The following is a 20632-nucleotide window of genomic DNA, read 5'->3' as shown; positions in this document are numbered from 1 at the left end:
ATAAGGATGCCGTTCAGTTCATCCCCATGCAGGCCAGCCACAAAGGCGGCTGCCGGATGGGCGGATTTGGGTCCGATCTCATGGCAGGGGATATCAAAATTGTCCCGTACCGGTGCCGTCATCAATAGTAGATCACGTTTCATCAGGCACCTCTCTTGCGGGCCATAATCCGTGCCATCAGCGACCCCTCATAGACCAGCGGATATTCCCGCAGGGTGAACAGCAGGCCGTCCACCGGTGAGCGGACTTCAGACAGAATATCACCGTGGAACGGCGAGACAATCCTGCCCAGCAGTTCACCGCGGCGGAGATCGGTCCAGTGGGAAGCGGTTGGTACGAACATGCCGGAGGTCTGGGCATTCAAATAATGCACGTTGCTGTCATCTGCCACCAGCGGATGGTGGGTCAGCTCAGGTAATACAACCCCGCTCGCAAGCACTCCCAGTCCCTGCCAGAGGTGCAGCAGGCCGATTGTCAGCTGCTCGCAATAGTCAGGAGTCAAGCGCATCCCCACCCCCATTTCCACCACCAGGCAGGGGATGTTGCGGCTGTTAAGGCTGTGGGCAACCGTGGCTTCGAGTACCGTGGCGGCCCCGTGGATCCAGATTAGATCCAGGTTGGCCTGTTGTGCCAGCGGCACCAGAATATCGCTGAACTCGCTGTTAATCCGCACCTGGGGGATCTCCCGCAGGTAGATGTTACTGGCGTGGATATCCACCACCAGGCTGGTCCCTTCCAGGGCTGACATGGCTGCAGCAGCCAGTCGCTTTGGCAGATCACCCTGCTGGCTGCCGGGAAAGGAGCGGTTTAAGTCACTGTCAAAGACCGGTACGGAGCGGGTCAGGGTATCAAGCCCCAGCGGATTCAAGGCCGGGTACAGCTCAACCTGGCCGCGCAATGCATCGGGATTTGTGCGCTGCAGATTATCCAGCCAGGCCGCAAGGCGGTGGCAGACATACAATCCTTCCAACTCATCACCGTGAATACCGGCGGTGACCGCCACCCGGGGGCCATCACCCCCTTTGTACACCGTGCGGCGGATGTCCAGATTTTCACAGTACGGCATGGCCAGCGAGAAGATGGTTTCTGTGATTTGGGTCATAGAGTACTCATTGGTTGCTAATGGTTAGATTAACCTGTGGCAGGGTGCCGGCGGTGTCACCCTTGAAACTGCCCCGTTGTGGCGCAGCATCATAGGAATCACGCCCCACGGCCACGGGGATGTAACGATCATTGGCCAGCAGGTTATGCACCGGATCAAAACCGATCCAGCCGCCGCCCGGTATCAGCACCTCGGCCCAGGCATGGGTCGCAATGGGCTCCCCTTCAGGGTAAATACCGGAATCCATATAGCCCATGACATAGCGGCAGGGCAGTTGCCAGGAACGGACCACACTGATGAACAGGTGGGCAAAGTCCTGACAAACACCGCCACCCTGTTTCAGCGCCTCCAGTAGGTCATTATGTACCGCAGTGGAACCGCTTTCATAGCGCAAAATCTGCGGCACCCAGGCCATCAGCTCCACCAGGCTTTCCAGGATCGGCCGTTCCGGCTCATGGCGGGGCAGGGCGCAGGAGACTGCGGCTGCCAGCTTCATGACTGCCGGTGTCAGACTGCTGCGGTGCAGCAGATAGTCGTACAGCGCCGGAGTTTGACGCAGCTCTTTGGCATACCACTCCTTCTGTTGTGGATGCTCCAGTGCAACAAAGTCAAACGGGTTCGCCTGCAGGGTCTCCACCTCGGCAGTCAGCCGGGTGGTCAGGCTATCCTGTGGGGCGATCAAGCAGAAGTAATCAACCGCATTGCCGAAATAATCCCGGTAGCTGTGGCGTTCTGCCGACGGCTCCAGTTCAATCCGGTGTGAAATAAGCCGCTGGTTGGCATCCTGACGCGGTGTCAGGCGCAGTTCCAGATGGTGTTCCCGCACCGGATTGGGATAGGTAAGTATGGTTTCGTGTTGTATCAGGTAACGCATGGGGTAAACTCCTAACCCCCCTCATTCCCCCCTTGTCAGGGGGGAGGCGGGCTTGTGCATGTCGTTCAGCTCCCTCCCTGATAAGGGAGGGTTGGGGTGGGTTACTGGAAAAACTCTTCGGCCAGGGCATTGTGGAACCCGGCCAGCAGCCCCAGCAGCTGCTCTAAAAACTCATGCAGGCCGCTGGTAAAAACCTGTTCGCCGTTGGAAGAGGCCAGCAGTGACTGCAGGCTGGCAAAGGCTACGGCTGTCTTTTCCTTTTCTTCCAGACCGATAATGGCCAGGGCGGCACCGGCACGGTCTACCGAGAAGACTAATGAGCGCGGGAAGTCATGTTCAAAGATGGCAAAGTCGACCACCGCCTTGGGCTCAAAGCCGCTCTTGTTGGTGCGTCGGAACGCCTCAAATCCGGACAGTGATTTCAGTAGGGCAGCCCACTGGTAATAATCAAGTGCAGAGCCGACTAAATGCATGTCAGGCAGGATGATATGGTATTTGACATCCAGAATCCGGGCGATCATGTCGGTGCGCTCAACGCAGCCGCCTAATTGATAAAAGGCATAGGCCTCGCCCCGCATCATGGTGGCGGCCAGCAGGCCGTTAAAGCGGGCAACCTGGTTGCGCAGATCAACAAACAGGGCACTGGCCTTTTCAAGGGTAATGCTGCCCCGCAAGCGTTCATTGTAGGCCATCCAGATCTCGTTGACCGCCTCCCACATCTCTTTGGAGATCCGGTCACGGGCAACCCTGGCATTTTCCCGGAACAGTCGCAGACAGGTGCGGATTGAGTTGTTATTGGTACGACCGCCGCAGACAAACTGCAGTACCCGTTGGGTGGTGATCGCCTCGTCACCATACAATTCTACATATTGCGGCAGGGCAGCGGTAATCTCCAGAATAGGCCGCCACTTGTCCTCCTCACCCATATCTTCTTCCGCCTCCACCAGATAAAGCAGGTTGATCTCCATCAGGCGGGCGGTTTCACCGGCTCTTTCCAGGTAGCGTGACATCCAGTACATTGAATCAGCAATGCGACTCAGCATGAATTTGTCCTCTTATTTGTTGTTCAACTCATGGGTCCCCTGTGACGTAGAGGACTCATGAGACCTATGTATATTCTTACTCCGCTAAGACCCAGGTGTCCTTGCTTCCCCCGCCCTGCGACGAGTTCACCACCAGCGAACCTTTGCGCAACGCCACCCGTGTCAGACCACCCGGTACCACCTGGATGTCCTCGCCATAGATCACAAAGGGGCGTAAATCCAGGTGTCTCGCCTCCAGTTCGCCATCCATGTAACAGATATGGCGTGAAAGATAGACCACCGGCTGGGCAATGTAGTTGCGAGGATTTTCGGTAACCAGGTCCATGAATTCCTTGCGCGAGGCGGCAGTGGATGACGGTCCCATCAGCATGCCGTAACCGCCGGATTCGCTGACCGCCTTGACCACCATCCGCTCCATGTTGTCAAAGACATACTCGCGGTCGGTAACATTGGTCATCTGGTAGGTCGGGACGTTTTTCAGGATCGGCTGCTGTCCCAGGTAGTAGCGGATAATATCCGGCACATAGGGGTAGACCGCCTTGTCATCGGCAATGCCGCTGCCTGGCGCATTGACGATCGCCACATTACCGGCCCGCCAGGCGTTGATCACCCCGGCAATCCCCAGTGATGAATCAGAGCGGAAGATCAGCGGATCAAGGTAATCATCATCAATCCGGCGGTAGATCACATCCACCCGCTTCAGGCCTTTAGTGGTTTTAAGGTAGACAATATCATTTACAACCACCATATCGCGGCCTTCAGCCAGTTCAATACCCATCTCTTTGGCCAGGAAGGTGTGCTCAAAATAGGCAGAGTTGTAGATGCCGGGGGTCAGTAGCACGATCTCAGCCGTACCTTTACCCCGTGGGGACAAACAGCGCAGGGCATCAAGCAGCAGTGAGGGGTAGTGTTCCACCCGCCTGACCCGGTACTTGTTAAAGAACTCCGGCAGGATCCGGCGCTCAATCACCCGATTTTCGATCATGTACGATACGCCGGAAGGGGTGCGCAGGTTGTCTTCCAGGATCAGGAAATCCCCCTGTTCATCCCGGATAATATCAATGCCGCTGATATGGGTATAGATACCACGGGGCGGGACAATGCCGACAATCTCGCGCCGGAAATCCTTGCCCTGATAGATCAGTTCCGGCGGAATTACCCCGTCCTTGATGATCTTCTGCTCACCATACAGATCTTCCAGAAACAGGTTGAGCGCCTTGACCCGCTGCTTGAGGCCGGATTCAATCCGCACCCATTCCGCTGCAGTAATGATGCGGGGGATCAGGTCAAAGGGCCAGATCCGCTCAATCCCTTCTTCGCTTTCACCATAGACCGTAAAGGTAACCCCTTCGGTCTGCAGCGCCAGTTGGGATTCGTGGTCCTTGGTCTCCAGTGCGTTATTGCCGGTGGCGCGGATATGGTCCCACAGCAGACGGTAATGATCGCGAGGGCTGAAGTCATCAGCGTAAAATTCGTGGTAGGACGTCTTGGGCCCTGAACTGGCCGGGCTGCTGAGTGGCGGCATATACAACCTCCTGCGTACCGTTGTTACGATTTGATCTGCAGGGCATGCCACGGTGCATGCCTTGCAAGTACGATAAAGCATAGGCTGTGCCAAGACGTGAGTTACTGAAATTGCTTAGAAAACAGGCTTGTGCAGGAGTAGGGGATGGTGGAAGGTGCTGTTGTGCTCACCATTAGCAGGTGAGTCTGTGTAAAAAACAAGCAGATCCAGCGGCTGCCCGTTATCGGACAGCCGCTGGATTTGGTACATCATTAAGGCGTGGGGAATTTTCTGTTATCGCATCAATTCAAAGAAACGATCCTCACAGGTCTCGTCCTTAATATCCAGGAACTTGTTACAGATCTGGCTCACCATGTAGATCACACCCTGATAGCCGATCCGTGGATAACGGTGCATATTGACCCGGTCAAAGACCGGGAAGCCGAAGCGGAACAGCGGGATGTTGGCATCGCGTGCAGCAAACTTGCCGTGTGAATCACCAATCATGGCATCAACCGGATCGGTCATGACCAGACTGCGCAGGTGCCAGAGGTCTTTGTTCATGTAAATCTTGCAGCCTTTGCCGTACATGGAGCCATCCAGCAGACCTTGCAGTTCCTTCTCCAGCTTTTTGGAGCCACGGCTGCAGACGATATGGTACGGATGGGCGCCCATCTCCAGCAGGAAGGATACGTAGCCCACCAGATAGTCAGGGTCGCCATAGACAGCAAACTTTTTACCGTGCATGTACTGCTGGGCGTCGGTCATGGCGTCAACTGCACGACCACGCTCATTTTTAAGTGTTTCAGGTACTTCCTTGCCGAACAGCTCGGCAATCTTCATGATCATGGCATCGGTCTTCTCAATACCCATCGGCATCGGCAGGGAGACATGCTTGCCGGCATAGTTGTCCTTGATCCAGCTGAAGGTTTTGGGGGTTGCGTAGGGTCCCAGGGTCATAGTGGCCTTGCCGTTTATTGAATCAGCCGCATCCTCCAGCGGGGTACCGCCGGCGTAGATATTATAGGTGCCGTTGCAGGGTGAATCAAAGCTGTCAGCAATGTCGGCCAGTACAGTGACCGGTACGCCAAACTCCTTCAGAATCCGTTTGTACTCACGATAATCGCCGGTATTGAAGTCACAGCCTGCGATCAGGTTAAGCTTGCCGGTGCAACGCCCCTCCACCTGCTTGCCCTCTGTGAGGTTTTGCAGGATCGAAAGCAGCATTGAATCATAACCGTGGATATGGGTGCCGTTGAAGCTGGGGGTGTTGGCAAACGGTACCGGCATATCCTTGGGTACATGGCCTTTGGTGCGTGCATTTTTGATAAAGGCGGTCAGGTCGTCGCCGATAACCTCTGGCATGCAGGAGGTAAAGACCGCGATCATCTTGGGCTTGTAGAGGGCAACGGCGTTTTCCAGGCCTTCATGCAGGTTGTTCTGGCCACCGAACACCGCGCCGTCCTCGGTCATGGCATCGGAAACCGCAGGTGCTGGCTCACGGAAATGTCGGTTAAGGGTAGAACGATAGTAGGATGCGCAGCCCTGTGAACCATGCACAAACGGCAGTGTTCCTTCAAAACCATGGGCCGCCAGTTGGGCTCCCAGAGGTTGGCAGGCGTGGGCCGGGTTGATTACCAGCGCCTGACGGGCAAAGTTCTGCTCTTTATACTCTTCTGAGTTGATCCAGTTTTTAACCCGCTCTATCTCTTCCGGCGGGGTCTCGACTATTTTTTTGACTTCAAGTCCGAGTAGGTTAGCCATGATTTACTCCTTTTGGGCTGGCAACCAATCTGTTGCACAACCTGATTATTTTTAAACACAGAGCAACTGAGCAACTGAGAAAACAAAACTAAATTGTTACGGCTTATATTTTAAGGTTTACCTCAGTTGCTCTGTTGCTCCGTGTTTCAATGCCTTAAAACGGTGCCTTCACCAGTTTCCAGGTCGGGCTATTCACCGCCATATCCACATCCCGTGCAAAGATCTCAAACCCTTGATATGCGTGGTAAGGCCCTGAGTAATCCCAGCTGTGCATCTGGCGGAACGGTATCCCCATTTTCTGGAAGACATACTTTTCCTTGATGCCGGAGCCGATCAGGTCTGGCTTCAGTGCATGGGCAAACTTCTCAAATTCGTACTCGGAAGGGTCATCATAGACCACGGTGGCATTGGGCATTTCCGAGGCGGTACGGTCGTAGTCATCAGTGTGGGCAAATTCGTAGCCTGAACCAACGCACTCCATCCCCAGATCTTCGTATGCGCCGATGGTGTGACGGGGGCGCAGACCACCAACCAGCAGCATCACCTTTTTACCATCCAGGCGCGGCTTGTATTCATCGATAATCGCCTGCATGATCGGGTCGTACTTGGCAATTACCCGCTCAACGTTTTCTTTGATCGTGTCGTCAAACCGCTCGGCAATGGCGCGCAGGCTCTGACGGATCTTGGTGGGGCCAAAGAAGTTAAACTCGAGCCAGGGGATGCCGTACTTCTCTTCCATCACCTTGCACATGTAGTTCATGGAGCGGTAACAGTGGATCAGGTTCAGCTTGACCTGATGGGTTGCGGCAATCTTCTCCAACTCGCCGTCACCGGTCCAGGTTGCCTTGACATTCAGGCCGATCTCTTCCAACAGAGACTTGGCTGCCCAGACGTCACCGCCGATGTTGTAGTCACCGATCAAGGCGATATCATACGGGCTGGATGGTTCGGCAAATTCGCGTGTCTCGATGATGTAGTCACGGATCGTGTCGTTACTGATATGGTGACCCAGGGACTGGGAAACACCACGGAAACCTTCGCAGTTACAGGGGATGATCGGCAGCTCCAGCTCTTTTGAAGACTGCTTTGCCACTGAGTTGATGTCGTCACCGATCAGACCAACCGGACATTCGGACAGTACCGAGATACCTTTGGCCAGCGGGAATAGCCCTTTGGCCTCTTCCAACAGGGTCTTCAGCTTTTTGTCGCCGCCATAGACAATATCTTTTTCCTGGAAATCAGAGGTGAACTGCATGGCAAACTGGGTCACGCCGTTGATGCCGGACACCAGGTTACGCCGGGTACCCCATGAGTACCAGCCGCAGCCCACCGGACCGTGGGAAACGTGTACCATGTCGCCGATCGGCCCCCAGACTACCCCTTTTGCACCGGCATAGGCGCAACCACGGGCAGACATGACGCCGGGTACGGTCTTTTTGTTGGACTTGACGCAGGCGCTGCCTGAGCCTTGATCGTTGGCGCCAAGGTGGGGCGCCCGCTTCTTCCTGCCCTTTTCAGGGTAGGCTGCCAAGGTCTCCTCAATCAGGGCCTCGGTAGACTCTTTGGTGATGCCGTCTATGTTCTTTATCTTGTCTGACATAAAAGTCTCCTTAATGATGAAAAGCCATGATGATAGAACGCAGATGACGCGGATTGAGCGGATAAACGCTGATTTTTAAAAACGCTCTGAAACCTGTAAAAAGCGGAAAACATAAGAAGTACAAATAGTAAGATCTTAAGATTTTCCTCTGCGGCCTCTGTGGTAATACATTGCCTTTATCTGTGCAATACGCCGTATCCGTGTCATCCGTGTGCTATTCTTTTGGGCTCTTTTAGGCTGCGCCTTCCGCTTTGCCGACGATCGTCTCATCTTCGACTTCCATGATGCCGAACTCCATCAGCAGTTCTTCCAGTTCTTCCATCTCAAGCGGCGTAGGAACTACCAGCATCTTGTTGTCATTAATCTTTTGAGCCAGGGCGCGATACTCCTGAGCCTGCTTATGCTCTGGGGAGTACTCGATGACGGTCATCCGGCGCAGCTCAGCCCGTTGGACCTGATTGTCACGGGGCACAAAGTAAATCATCTGGGTGCCCAGTTTTCTGGCCAGTGCCTCAATCAGCTCATCTTCACGGTCAGTGTTACGGGAGTTACAGATCAGGCCGCCCAGACGAACCTTGCCTGAGGAGGCATACTTCAGAATACCCTTGGAGATATTGTTGGCAGCATACATAGCCATCATTTCACCAGAGGTAACGATGTAGATCTCTTCTGCCTTGCCTTCACGGATTGGCATGGCGAAACCGCCGCAGACAACGTCGCCCAGAACATCATAGAAAACAAAATCAAGATCGGGGGTATAGGCACCGTTTTCCTCCAGGAAGTTGATGGCGGTAATAACACCACGACCAGCGCAGCCAACACCAGGCTCAGGACCGCCGGACTCGACGCACTTCACATCACCGTAGCCGACCTTCATCACCTCTTCCAGTTCAAGGTCTTCAACCGTACCCAGTTCACGTACCAGATCCATAACCGTATTCTGTGCCTTGGCATGCAGAATCAGACGGGTGGAGTCTGCCTTGGGGTCACAACCAACGATCATGACCTTCTTGCCGATGGAGGCAAGTCCTGCCACCGTGTTCTGTGTTGTGGTTGATTTACCGATACCGCCTTTTCCATAGATAGCGATCTGTCTCATGATGCTGCTCCTTTCACCCACCAATCTGTGGGTCTCTTGGGATGTCTGCAGGGGCAACGAAAAACGGCGCCCCAATGCGGTGAACGAATTGGAAGGCGCCGTTGCCTTGTCTTCAGTATTCAGGTTGTTTCAAAGATGCTGGTTTAGGCATAAGCATAGGCCGTGCCAAGTTTGTTTATGTTGAAATGTTGATTTGATATTAAGGTGTTGAGGTGTGTTTTGACGTATGCTGTATACTATCTGCGGCAGGATTGCTGCGTGGTGGTCAGGCGGAGATGATCAAAAAGAGTGCAATACTGAATGTTCCTTCGGTGGTAGGTCGCTAAAGACTGCTGCGTGACTGCCAGCCCTTCCAGAGCAGATAGCTGCCCCAGAGCATGGCAGACAGCATCAGTAGGCTGCCGATACTGAAGGAAAGGCGTGCCAGGGTATGGTCGTACTGCATCATATTCAGTTTGGTGAGCAGTACTTCCCAGTCGTGATAATCTTCTACTTCACTGCCAGTGACGCCACCCAGCAGCATCAGTTGGCCAGACCGGGCATCATTAATATAGGGGGCGATATCTAAAAAGCTCTCCCCCAGCCACCATGCGCCGACTGTTGCGCCAAAGGTATCGCGCTGCCAGAGAAATGTGCAGGTGACCACTGCCGGGATAATCAGCTGGCCCAGGGTGCCACCCAGCACATGCAAAAAGCGCCCGAACGGGCTGAAAAAGACATGGCCTGCCTCATGAAAAACCAGGTTAACGGCGTGCAACAGCCAGCTTGTATTGGGGAAATCCAGAATCGGCGTGAAGATGAGTTTAAGTCCGTATGCCACCAGCACCATCAGTAAAATTGCCTTGAAACCAATCACAACAGTATGCTCTCCTGGCTTTGCATACAAGAACAGGCGCCGGAGCAGACCCTCTTCAGGCTGCTGATCAGCCTGTTTCTTGCGTGCCTCTGCCTGGACCAGTTTTGCAAAGATCACCCCGCAATGGGGGCAACTGGTGGCTGGTCCTGAAAGAATATGACCGCATTTGGGGCAGAGGTCCAATTGCACGCTGCTTACCTCAGGGATAGACTCTGATGACCTGTTCAGCAACACAGGCAGGTTTGTCGTTGCCATCGATCTCAATGGTTAGCAGATAGACAATCTCAACCCCGTTCCCGGCCATGGCTGCATCCTGTATGCCGGTGTGGGCACGCAAACGATCACCCGGCTTGACCGGGGCAGGAAAGCGGACTTTGTTCAGGCCATAGTTAACCCGCAGCCGCATGCCGGGATAGTTTTTCTCAAACTGTCCGGCTGCGTTGGCCTGGGTCAAAAGCGGCAACAGAGACAGGGTCAAGAAGCCGTGGGCAATGGTACTTTTGTAGGGGGATTCTTCTGCCGCCCGTTTGGGGTCAATATGGATCCACTGCAGGTCGCCGGTGGCCTGGGCAAAGGCGTCAATCCTGGCCTGATCGATCAGTAGCCAGTCGCCCATCGCAATCTCCTGGCCCTTCTGCTGTTGATATGAGGCAAGAAGCTGTTCTGCTGCTGACATGGCTTCTCCTTTCAAATCCTGTGAAATAGATGTATAGAATCAATTCTACTCAAGGGAACCAGCTTTGCAAGGGAGGAATCGATGGAACTGCATGAGGGATTGAAAACACTGGGTGAGGGTAAGGCAACTACCTACTGCTACGATGCGCCGGATGCCGGCCTGCTGGAATGGTTTCCTTCCCCCTATGCCAACCGGGAGCTGAATCCCTGTGGTTGTACTGGCACTCTGCATATCAGCTGCCCTGAATTTACCTGCCTCTGTCCCATGACCGGTCAGCCTGACTTCGGCACGATCATTATTGATTATCAACCGGATCAGCGCTGTGTTGAGAGCAAGAGCCTGAAACTCTATCTGGGGTCATTCAGGATGCATGGAGAGTTTCATGAGGCTGGCGTTAACCGGATCTGTAATGATCTGGTCAAGCTGATGGATCCGGTCTGGCTGCGGGTTAAGGGAGAGTTTACGCCACGGGGCGGGATTCCGTTCTGGCCAACGGCAGAATATAGAAAGTCTTAAAACCGTTTCACGCGGAGGCCCTTGTGGTCTCCGCGTGAAACAATGCTTTAATCCAGCTCGCCAATCTTCCCCACCAACTGCTGCCGCAGTTTGATCGGCTTTGCAGAGCTGCTGCGGACCTTGATGTTGATCATCTCCACAAAGACCGAGAAAGCCATGGCAAAGTAGATGTAGCCCTTAGGGATGTGGAACGAGAGACCATCAGCAATCAGCGCCACCCCGATCATCAACAGGAATGACAATGCCAGCACCTTGACCGTAGGGTGCCGGTCAACAAATTTCCCCACTGCTCCGGCAAAAAACATCATGATCCCCACCGATATGACCACGGCAGTCACCATTACCCCCAGTTGGCGGGCCATGCCCACGGCAGTAATCACTGAATCCAGCGAAAAAATGATATCCAGAAACATGATCTGGATCAGCACGCTATTAAATGAGACAGCGGCTTTTCCTCCATCGGCATGGTGTTCTTCCCCCTCCAGCTTATCGTGGATTTCCATGGTACTCTTGGCCAGCAGAAACAGGCCGCCAACGATCAGGATCAAGTCACGGCCAGAGACGCCGTGTCCCAGAATGTGGAAGAACGGGCTGGTCAGTTTCATGATCCAGGCCAGAGAGAACAACAGCATGATACGGGTGATCATGGCCAGCGAGAGCCCGATTCTCTGGGCCTTTGGACGCTGTTGTTCCGGTAGCTTGCCGGTCAGTATGCTGATAAAGATGATGTTGTCGATGCCCAGCACGATTTCAAGGGCAGTCAGGGTTAAGAGGGCCAGCCAGGCCTGGGGATCGGTCAACCAATCCATGGGAAAGATCCTTTCAGCTAAAATCAGATGAATAGCGGCGTCTTTGAAACTGGAATAATACCGGCTGTTTCAGCTCTGCGCAACAGCTCTGTAATTGCCTGCTCCCCCTCAGTTCCTAGCTGCTGCGAGAAGTCGTTGACGTACAGTCCGATATGGGCGGCACAGACCTGCTCGTTCATTTCCTGGGCATGTTCCCGGATATACTGGGTTGCTGCTTCCGGGTTGTTACGGGCATAGTCCACCCCGGCAGCCAAGGCCTGTTCAATGGTGCGGATGGTATCAGCCCCCAGGCTGCGTTTGGCTACAATTCCACCCAGCGGGATCGGCAGGCCGGTTTCGTTCTCCCACCACTGTCCCAAGTCCACCAGCTGATGCAGACCAAAGCCCTGATAGGTAAAGCGGGATTCATGGATGATTACCCCGGCGTCGGCCTGTCCGGTCATCACCGCATCCATGATCTCATGGAACGGCATCTCCAGAAAAGTGGTCAGCGCCGGGTTATACAACCGCATCAACAGGTGGGCAGTGGTGTAGCGGCCCGGTATGGCGATGGTCTTGCCATGCAGCTCAGCAGGATCAAGCGGCTCTTTGGCCACCAACAGCGGACCACAACCTCGGCCCAGGGCACTACCTGCCCGTAGCAGGGCATACTGCTCGCGGAAATGCCCCAAGGCCGCGTATGATACCTTGGTTACATCCAACACCCCTTTAACGGCCAGCTTGTTCAGGGTTTCCACATCTTCCAGCCGTTCGTTAAAACTGATACCGCCGGTATCCACCAGACCATGTACCAGGGGATAGAACATAAAGGTGTCGTTAGGACAGGGAGAAAATCCAAGGGTTAAGGGGTTTTTCATAGCTGCTCCGGAGTTCAGGTTGTTTATCGCTCTATCAATTTGTTACTGTTTTTTAACTTCTCGCACCATCCTTGTCAGTACCCGATCAAGCGATGAGGCAAAACGCTGGCGGTCGGTCATGCCAAATTGTGCTGGGCCGCCCTGCATCAAGCCTTCGGTCCGCAGGGATTGCATCAGGTCACGCATGGAAAGCCGTTCCCCCACATTGTCTTCGGTGTACAGCTCGCCGCGTGGGTCGATGCCGGTTGCCCCTTTGGCCACGATCCGAGCTGCCAGCGGGATATCGGCAGTGATCACCAGATCCCGTTCTGTTGCCTGGTCTGCAATGTAGTCATCCGCAATATCAGGTCCGTCATCCACCACCACTGAGCTGACTAGTCGCGAATGGTGCTTGGTCAGCGGTTTGTTGGCCACCAGAATCACCGGCAGGTTCAGGCGCTCTGAGGCGCGGAAGACGATCTCTTTGATCACCCGCGGGCAGGCATCGGCATCAATCCAGACCGTCATAGCTGTAGCTGGCCGTTATCCAGAATAACTTCGGTGCTGCCGTCCGGCATGACCAGGGTCAGGGTGGGCTGATAGAAGACATAATCTTCGTGAAATGGCGCAGCAACGGTGCCGCCAAAGCCGGTGTTATCTCCCAGGGCCAGATGGATGGTGCCCAGGATCTTCTCTGCCTCCAGGACGTTGTCCGGTCGGCTGGCCTTGTCATTGGTGCCGATCCCCAGCTCAGCCAGATTACGGCAGTTGGGGTTCTCGGCAAATTTGGCCTCCAGACGCTGACGCAGCGGGTCATCGCCGTCAATCCGCGACACCTTGCCATCGCTAATGGTCAGAGTGAGCGGACTCTGCAGTTTGGCGGTTGGTCCCCATTCAATCACCATGGTGCCGTGGCTCTCCCCTTCCAGCGGCGCCAGATAGGCCTCGCCGGCCGGCAGGTTGCCAAAGGCGCTGTCAGCGGTCAGCAGGCCGTCATCCCCTTCAGCATGACGTCCTTGTTTACAGATATGCATGGCCGTACCGTTGGGACATTCCACATGGACCCACTCAGCCCGGTTGACCGCTTCCACCAACCGGTGGGTCCGTTCAGCCAGGGCATGCCAGTCTACGGTCATGGAGGTGGCGAACATGTCAGGATCAAAATGGGGCAGGGAGGCAAAACGTGCCCCGGCATGGCAGGCCAGCTTACGGAAGTTGGTGTGGCTGGTGGAGTTGTTGGACAGGGCGATGATGATATCGGACACGGCCTGTTTGCCTGCGGTCACGATACCCCGCGCCCGTTCCAGATCGTCCGGTGTAATGGTTTTGTCCAGCAGTGATCCCATCAGGCCGGTGGTCTCAAGCTGTTCGATAATGGTCTCGCCAAAGACAGCAGACCAGAGTACCAACGGCGGTTCAGCACCGGAGGCCGGGGTGGCGGGGAAATCCACAAAGGATGCGTTACCGTACTGTTGTGCGGCAAAAGCGGCCAGTTCCTGTGCGGTGGCATGCAGCCGACTGCGGCGGTCGCGGTCTGATTCGGTGATGGTTTCATTGCTGCGGATCAGGTCGCTAAAGACCAGAATCCGTTCGCCTGTGTGGTACCCCATGTTGATGGAGAAGAGTGCTATGAATGAGGGATGATAGGTCTGCATCGTTGACTCCTTTAAGAAAGTAACCGGTACTGTAGCATAAATTTTGCCGTGTGGAGTCGCTGACAGTCGAAAGGTTAAAATATTTTTTCCCTTGATTTCAGCGGAATGTATATGGTAATCAGGCATACTGTATACAATTTGAGGACGGTTTTTTGTCTGTCAAAATAACTACTTAACGTATCGAAAATATTGGGTTTTGGCGCAATCTGGAGGTGGCTGTGGCACAGGTGGTTTTCTCAACTTGGGGTGGAACTGTCGTTGATAACAGAACAGTAACTGGCGAGCCTGTGGCAGCAAGCTATCGTCTGCCGGTGGCTTTTGACGGCCAGCAGCCGTTGCGTGCCATGATGGGCTGGGACGGCGTGATTGTCTTTGATAAGGACGTTGATGTTCCTGCCATGGCTGCCGAGTATATGCAGCGGGTACAGACCCTGTTCTGCTGCGGTAAATGTACCCCGGGTAAAAAGGGAACCAAGGTGCTGGCTGACCTGCTGCAAAAGGTGCTTAAAGGCGAAGCCAAGCCTGGTGATCTTGATCAGGTGGCTGATCTGAATGCCCTGCTGCAAAACTGTAAATGTACCCTCTGCCCCAGCTCAACCAAGCCGGTGCTTGATGCCGTAACCCACTATCGTGCAGATTTTGAGGCACTTTGTGACGGTAGCCGTCAGCCAAAGAATGAGAAGTATCTGCATAAGATTACCGCCCCCTGCATGGACAAATGTCCGGCCCACATTGATATCCCCAAGTACATTGAAGAAATAAAGAACTACCAGTATAGCGATGCCCTTGCCACCATTCGTGAGAACATGCCGATGCCTGCAGTCTGTGGCCGGGTCTGTCCGCACCCCTGTGAGGCTGCCTGCCGTCGTAAGAATGTTGATGATTCAGTCAATATCATGGTGCTGAAGCGTACCGCTTCTGACTATGAGTGGATGCATAAGATGCAGCATCCTGCCAATACCGCAGTTATGAAGAAGAAGACCATCGGTATTGTTGGCGCTGGTCCTGCCGGTCTGGCTGCAGCCTACTATTTGGCTCTGCAGGGCTACCGCAGCACTATTTATGAAGCACTGCCGGAAGGGTTTGGCGGCGGTATGGTTGCCGTTGGTATTCCTGCCTACCGGATGCCGCGTCATATCCTGCAGCGTGATATCGATATCATCCAGTCCATGGGGGTCGAGATCGTCTATAACTGCCGCGTTGGCAAGGATATCTCCCTGGCAGAGCTGAAGGCAAAGCATGAAGCCGTGTTCCTGGCTCCTGGTGCCCACCGCTCCAAGCCGATGGGGGTTGAGGGTGAGGACAAAGGCTACAAAGGTTTCCTGACCGGCGGTATTGACTTCCTGCGTGAAGCCTACATGAAACGCCCCACCGGCATGGGCAAGAAGGTCTGTGTGGTTGGTGGTGGTAACACTGCCATTGACTGTGTCCGGGTTGCCCTGCGTGAAGGTGCTGAAGAATCAGTTCTGCTGTATCGTCGTTCCCGCAAAGAGATGCCTGCTGATGTCTGGGAAGTGGATGGCGCTGATGAAGAAGGGGTCAAGTTTGAGTTTCAGGTGCTGCCCACCAAGATCATCGTTGATGCCAATGAGCAGGTAACCGGCGTTGAGTGTGTACGGATGGCAATGGGCGAGCCGGATGCCTCTGGTCGTCGTCGTCCTGAGCCGGTTCCCGGCAGTGAGTTTGTGGTTGAGTGTGATACGGTTATTCCGGCCATTGGCCAGGATGCCGATCTGAGCTTCATTCCGCCGGACATGGGGATTGATATCAGCAAGTGGAATACCGTGATCACCAAGTACATCCCGCTTAAGGATGCTGCTGGCAAAGGGCTGAACGACAGCATGGGCAACCCGCTTTCCCGTACCCTGATCACCGACTGCGACGGTGTGTTTGCCGGTGGCGATGCCGAGATCGGCCCCTTAACGGTTGTGGCCTGTATCGGTAATGCCCACCGCGCAGCCAACGTGATTGCCCGTTACCTTGAAGAAGGTAAGGCATATCTGACCGAGCAGGAGATTTTTGAAGACCTGCTGACCTATCTGGGGGTCTACGATAAGAACGAATCCGTTGCCTGGCTGGATTCGGCAGATCGTGCTGGCCAGAAAGAGGTGCATGGCAAAGAGCGGGCCTCCAAGGACAACTACCAGGAAGTTGAGCTGGGCTTTGCCGATTCTACCGCTCAAGCGGAGGCGGATCGTTGCCTGCGTTGTTACCGTATGGCAATGGTAGCGCTCTAAGAACACAAATTAAATTCAGCATAGGATACAAGCAATGGCACACACTGAATGCTGCGATACCAATAAGACTATTACCCTGACCATCGACGGACAGGATGTCCAGGTTCCTGGCGGAACCACCATCCTGGATGCGGCCAAGAAGTTGGGGATCGCTATTCCGACCCTCTGTTATCTTGAGAAAATCTCCACCACTGGAGCCTGCAGGGTTTGCGCTGTGCATGTAGAAGGGGTTGCCCGTCCCATGACCGCCTGTAACACCCCGGTCAAGGAAGGGATCAAGGTTACTACCCAATCGCCTGAGCTGGAGCAGATTCGTAAGAAGACCATGGAGCTGATGCTGGTCAACCACCCGCTGGACTGCCCGGTCTGTGATGCTGCTGGTGAATGCGATCTGCAGGATACCTGCTATGGACTGAGCGTTGCCAAACAAGAGTATGCTGCCGACTTGGAACGCCTGCAGATCCGGTATGACTGGTCCCTGCTTGAGAGTGATCCTAACCGCTGCATTCTGTGCGAAAAATGTGTCAAGGTCTGCCGTGAGATCACCGGTGTGGGCGCCATTGAAACCCAGTCCTGCGGCGACCGTGCCGTGGTGGAGACGGTCTCCGGTAAGCCGCTTGATTGTGATTTCTGCGGTAACTGTATCGCTGCCTGCCCCACCGGTACCCTGATTAGTAAACCGTTCAAGTTTGCTGGCCGCCCCTGGAGCTTTGAAGTCAAGAACGGTATCTGTGGTTTCTGCTCTTCCGGTTGCCAGATTGAATACCATCTGCAAAACGGCAAGGTAGCCCGGGTCACCAGTGATGACGGTACCTATAACAATGGCAACCTCTGCATCAATGGCCGCTTTGGCTACAGTGCCTTCAATGCTGCACAGCGTCTGACCCAGCCGCTGGTAAAAGGTGTTGATGGCGTTCAGAAGCCCGCTACCTGGGATGCCGCGCTTGCGACCGCAGTCTCCGCTACCAAAGAGATCGTTGCCAAGTACGGCGCTGCTGCGGTTGCCGGTATCGGATCACCCCGTGTGACCAATGAAGAAAACTTCCTGTTTGCCAAACTGATCAAGGAAGCTGTTGGATCCGCTAACCTGGATTCAGAAGCTCGCCTCGGTTATGCCCAGGCTCAGGAACTGCAGGCAAAGATGATCGGCATGACCGGTGCTACCAAGCCGATGGATGCGCTTGAGCAGGCTGGCTGTATCATCGTGCTGGGTTCAGACCTGAAGGCCGAGTCAGCCGGTTTTGGCTATCGCGCCATCAAGGCTGCCACCAAGCATGATGCCAAGCTGGTGATCGCCTCTGCCCGTCCTACCTCGCTGGACAAGTTTGCCAACAGTGCCCTGCGTTACAAAGCCGGTTCTGAAGGCTTTGTTGCTCTAGGTCTGGCCAAGGCAGCCATCAATCAGAACAAGGCAGTTGCTGCTGAAGGGCTGGATACCTTTAAGCAGGCTGTGTCAGCCACCTCGTTTGATCAGATTCAGGCTGCAACCGGTCTGGATGAAGCTGCTTTCAACGACGCAGTATCATTCATCAACGGTCAGGTTGCGGTCATGTACGGTTTTGAGTTCATCCGCAGCGCTGATGCTGCAGCAGCCGTAACCGGCGCACTGAACCTGGCAACCCTGACTGCTGCTGATGTTTATCCAATAGATGAGAAGAACAATACCCAGGGTATGCTGGATATGGGGGTTGCGCCGGGTAACGGTGGCAAAGATCTGTTTGGCATTGTTGACGGAATTGAAAAAGGCGAGATCCGCTGCCTGTACGTGATGGGTGCTGACCTGCTGCAACTGCCCAACAGTGATAAGATAGCCACTGCCCTGCAGAAGCTGGAGTGTCTGGTGGTACTGGATCTGTTCCCCACCGCCACCGCGCAACTGGCAAATGTGCTGCTGCCTGCTGCTGCTACCCCGGAGAAATCCGGCTCATTTACCAGCGTTGATAACCGTACCCAGAGCTTTACCGCTGCTGCATCAGCGCCGGGCGAGGCCCGTCCTGATCTGGTGATTCTGGGCGACCTGTATGCCCGTCTGAGCGGTGGTGCGATTCCTTCGCTGGCTGCACTGCAACAGGAGATCAAGCCGGTTGTCAAAAAGAAGCTGGATCGTCCGGCACTGGCCTTTGCAGCGCCACAGGCTCACGCTGCCGGTTCCATGACCCTGCTGGTTGCTCCGTTCCTGCGTCACAACGGCACCTACACCAGCTGGTCAGAAAACAACCTGCTGGTTGCTGCTGAAGCGGTTATCCGCCTTGGTGCTGCTGATGCCGCCCGTCTGGGGGTTGCAGAAGGTGATACGGTAACCGTTACCGCCTCCGGCGCATCAGTTACCCTGCCGGTACAGCTGCGTGACGGTATCCCTGCCGGACTTGCACTAGCGCCTACCCACTTTCCAACCAGTGGCATCAGTGGGTTGATGACCAGGTCTGCCAGCCTGACGGTAACGATCAGTAAAGGCTAGGAAACGTTAGATATTATGAACCACCAAGGGCGCCGCATATTGTATGCGGCGCCCTTTTATGTTGGTTTTGGGGATCCGCATACCGCCCCGCCGGTTCCGTATGCCAGCAATCCACAGAATAAGATGTTTATTTTGCACAGGAGTTCTCTATGGCAACATCGTCCCAAACCACTTACGAAAAAGGCAGGCTTTACAACCTTGCAATTGGCGATCTCCAGCCAGATCCAGACCAACCGCGCAAATATTTTGATGAGCAGGCGCTTGTTGAATTAAAGGCATCTATCGAGAAACATGGTGTGCTGCAACCGGTGCTTGTGCGCCAGAGTGCAGACGGTTCATTGCTGTTGGTCTCAGGTGAGAGGCGCTACCAGGCATCCTTGTTGGCTGGCTGTGAAACCATTCCGGCGGTTTTTACTGATGGCGAACCGGCTGAAATCTCAATCGTTGAAAACCTGCTGCGGGAAAATCTGACCGCCATTGAAGAGGCAGAGGCGATTGAAAGCCTGCGGGCACAGCACGACTATGCCTTAAACGATCTGGTAACCATTCTTGGAAAATCAGACAGTGCCATTTCAGCCATTCTTTCACTTAACCGGCTACCAGCAGAGGTAAAAGATGATTGCCGCACCGATCCCAAAACAGCACGCAGTATACTGGTGGAAATAGCCAAACTGAAAACCACTGAAAAGATGACTGCCACCTACACAAGATACAAAGAAAGTGGACTGACCAGGGGCGAGATACGAAAACAGACCGCAAAGCAGAAACCGGCAGATGCACCGATAGACCTGACCTTTGTTGATCAGTTTTACAGCCGGATGTACCTGCTGGATGCCGCCACGTTAACCACGGAACAGAAGGCCGCACTGTATCAAGAACTGGTAAAACTGCGCAGCATGGCGTATCAAAAGATGAAGCATTTAAAATAGGAAGCAGAACGCTCAAAAAAATCCGGCTTTTTTGACGTGATTGTCGTTATATCAGATGGTTAAGTCTAAATTCCCGCATGCGGGAATTTCCTTGGTAAAGTATATCCAGACGATATTTGTGAAGAGTGAAGAGTGAAGGGTGAAATGAGAATCTTTGTCAGCAGTGTGCAGGCTGAACTGGCGGTTGAGCGCCGGGCGGTGAAAGTTTTCATCGAAAATGATCCGCTCTTGCGGCGCTTCTTTACCGTCTTTTTGTTTGAAGGTATCCCTGCCAGTGATCGTCGCGCAGATGCGGTATATATAAATGAGCTCGACAAGAGCGATATTTACCTCGGTATATTCGGCAATGATTACGGCTTTGAGGACAGCGACGGGGTCTCGCCTACAGAACGTGAATTCGATCATGCCACGACCACCGGCAAGCCTCGTTTCATCTATGTAAAAGGTTCGGGCGATTCTGCTCGTCATCCCAAAATAAGAACTCTTATCGGCAAAGCAGGGCAACAGCTTATCCGGCGACGTTTCGCCGACACAACAGCTTTGACGGCGGCCATCTATTCAAGCCTTGTGGATCATCTGGCAATATGCGGTGTCATTCAATCCAGTCCGTTTGAAGAAAGACCCTGTCCTGACGCTACCTTGACAGATATTAACAGGGATGCAGTGGTGTATTT

General features: G+C 54.3%; 18 protein-coding genes. 5 read left to right on the top strand and 13 right to left on the bottom strand.

Annotation, left to right across the window (positions count from 1 at the left end):
- Positions 1-142: 142 nt before the first annotated feature.
- From OEL57_RS05605 to OEL57_RS05565, 9 genes are all read right to left on the bottom strand, one after another.
- Complete coding sequence (locus OEL57_RS05605) at positions 143-1102, bottom strand: M14 family metallopeptidase (protein ID WP_300738285.1); 960 nt, start codon at positions 1100-1102, stop codon at positions 143-145.
- Between the two features lie 7 nt (positions 1103-1109).
- Positions 1110-1976: a transglutaminase family protein gene (locus OEL57_RS05600; RefSeq protein ID WP_300738283.1), complete on the bottom strand. Its 867-nt coding sequence runs from the start codon at positions 1974-1976 to the stop codon at positions 1110-1112.
- Between the two features lie 101 nt (positions 1977-2077).
- Positions 2078-3019, bottom strand: coding sequence for an alpha-E domain-containing protein (locus OEL57_RS05595; RefSeq protein ID WP_300738280.1), 942 nt, complete (start codon positions 3017-3019; stop codon positions 2078-2080).
- Between the two features lie 76 nt (positions 3020-3095).
- Positions 3096-4544 carry a circularly permuted type 2 ATP-grasp protein gene (locus tag OEL57_RS05590; RefSeq protein WP_300738278.1) on the bottom strand — a complete coding sequence of 483 codons (1449 nt, stop codon included), beginning with the start codon at positions 4542-4544 and terminating at the stop codon, positions 3096-3098.
- A gap of 273 nt (positions 4545-4817) precedes the next feature.
- Complete coding sequence (gene nifK, locus OEL57_RS05585; protein ID WP_300738275.1) at positions 4818-6287, bottom strand: nitrogenase molybdenum-iron protein subunit beta; 1470 nt, start codon at positions 6285-6287, stop codon at positions 4818-4820.
- Positions 6288-6441: 154 nt separating this feature from the next.
- On the bottom strand, positions 6442-7887 hold the full coding sequence (gene nifD, locus OEL57_RS05580; RefSeq protein ID WP_300738272.1) for a nitrogenase molybdenum-iron protein alpha chain: 1446 nt from the start codon (positions 7885-7887) through the stop codon (positions 6442-6444).
- A gap of 232 nt (positions 7888-8119) precedes the next feature.
- Positions 8120-8986 (bottom strand): nitrogenase iron protein, encoded by an 867-nt coding sequence (nifH, locus tag OEL57_RS05575; protein ID WP_300738269.1) that lies wholly within the window; start codon positions 8984-8986, stop codon positions 8120-8122.
- A 322-nt stretch (positions 8987-9308) separates the two neighbouring features.
- Entirely contained in the window at positions 9309-10031 is a 723-nt protein-coding gene (locus OEL57_RS05570; RefSeq protein WP_300738266.1) for a zinc ribbon domain-containing protein, read from the bottom strand.
- 10 nt (positions 10032-10041) lie between these two features.
- Entirely contained in the window at positions 10042-10518 is a 477-nt protein-coding gene (locus tag OEL57_RS05565) for a MaoC family dehydratase (RefSeq protein WP_300738263.1), read from the bottom strand.
- Between the two features lie 81 nt (positions 10519-10599).
- Between OEL57_RS05565 and queF the strand changes: the two genes are divergently transcribed.
- Positions 10600-11034 carry a preQ(1) synthase gene (gene queF, locus OEL57_RS05560; protein WP_300738261.1) on the top strand — a complete coding sequence of 145 codons (435 nt, stop codon included), beginning with the start codon at positions 10600-10602 and terminating at the stop codon, positions 11032-11034.
- A gap of 47 nt (positions 11035-11081) precedes the next feature.
- On the opposite strand, the gene OEL57_RS05555 is transcribed toward queF, so the two are convergent.
- The 4 genes from OEL57_RS05555 to OEL57_RS05540 are packed head-to-tail and all read right to left on the bottom strand — an operon-like array spanning position 11082 to position 14334.
- On the bottom strand, positions 11082-11843 hold the full coding sequence (locus tag OEL57_RS05555; protein WP_300738258.1) for a TerC family protein: 762 nt from the start codon (positions 11841-11843) through the stop codon (positions 11082-11084).
- Positions 11844-11866: 23 nt separating this feature from the next.
- Entirely contained in the window at positions 11867-12700 is an 834-nt protein-coding gene (locus tag OEL57_RS05550) for a 1,4-dihydroxy-6-naphthoate synthase (protein ID WP_300738256.1), read from the bottom strand.
- 42 nt (positions 12701-12742) lie between these two features.
- On the bottom strand, positions 12743-13207 hold the full coding sequence (locus OEL57_RS05545) for a YaiI/YqxD family protein (protein WP_300738253.1): 465 nt from the start codon (positions 13205-13207) through the stop codon (positions 12743-12745).
- Complete coding sequence (locus OEL57_RS05540) at positions 13204-14334, bottom strand: aminopeptidase (RefSeq protein WP_300738250.1); 1131 nt, start codon at positions 14332-14334, stop codon at positions 13204-13206. Before OEL57_RS05540 ends, OEL57_RS05545 begins: the two co-directional genes overlap by 4 nt.
- 218 nt (positions 14335-14552) lie before the next feature.
- On the opposite strand from OEL57_RS05540, the gene OEL57_RS05535 reads away from it, so the two are divergent.
- From OEL57_RS05535 to OEL57_RS05520, 4 genes are all read left to right on the top strand, one after another.
- Positions 14553-16571: an FAD-dependent oxidoreductase gene (locus tag OEL57_RS05535; RefSeq protein WP_300738247.1), complete on the top strand. Its 2019-nt coding sequence runs from the start codon at positions 14553-14555 to the stop codon at positions 16569-16571.
- 34 nt (positions 16572-16605) lie between these two features.
- On the top strand, positions 16606-19029 hold the full coding sequence (locus tag OEL57_RS05530) for a molybdopterin-dependent oxidoreductase (RefSeq protein ID WP_300738244.1): 2424 nt from the start codon (positions 16606-16608) through the stop codon (positions 19027-19029).
- A gap of 149 nt (positions 19030-19178) precedes the next feature.
- Positions 19179-19958 (top strand): ParB/RepB/Spo0J family partition protein, encoded by a 780-nt coding sequence (locus OEL57_RS05525; protein WP_300738241.1) that lies wholly within the window; start codon positions 19179-19181, stop codon positions 19956-19958.
- Between the two features lie 132 nt (positions 19959-20090).
- A partial coding sequence (locus OEL57_RS05520; protein ID WP_300738238.1) for a DUF4062 domain-containing protein occupies positions 20091-20632 on the top strand: 542 nt, incomplete at its 3' end.

This window comes from Trichlorobacter sp., assembly GCF_030247655.1.
GTDB lineage: Bacteria > Desulfobacterota > Desulfuromonadia > Geobacterales > Pseudopelobacteraceae > Trichlorobacter.
This window is presented reverse-complemented; position numbering and strand designations above follow the sequence as displayed.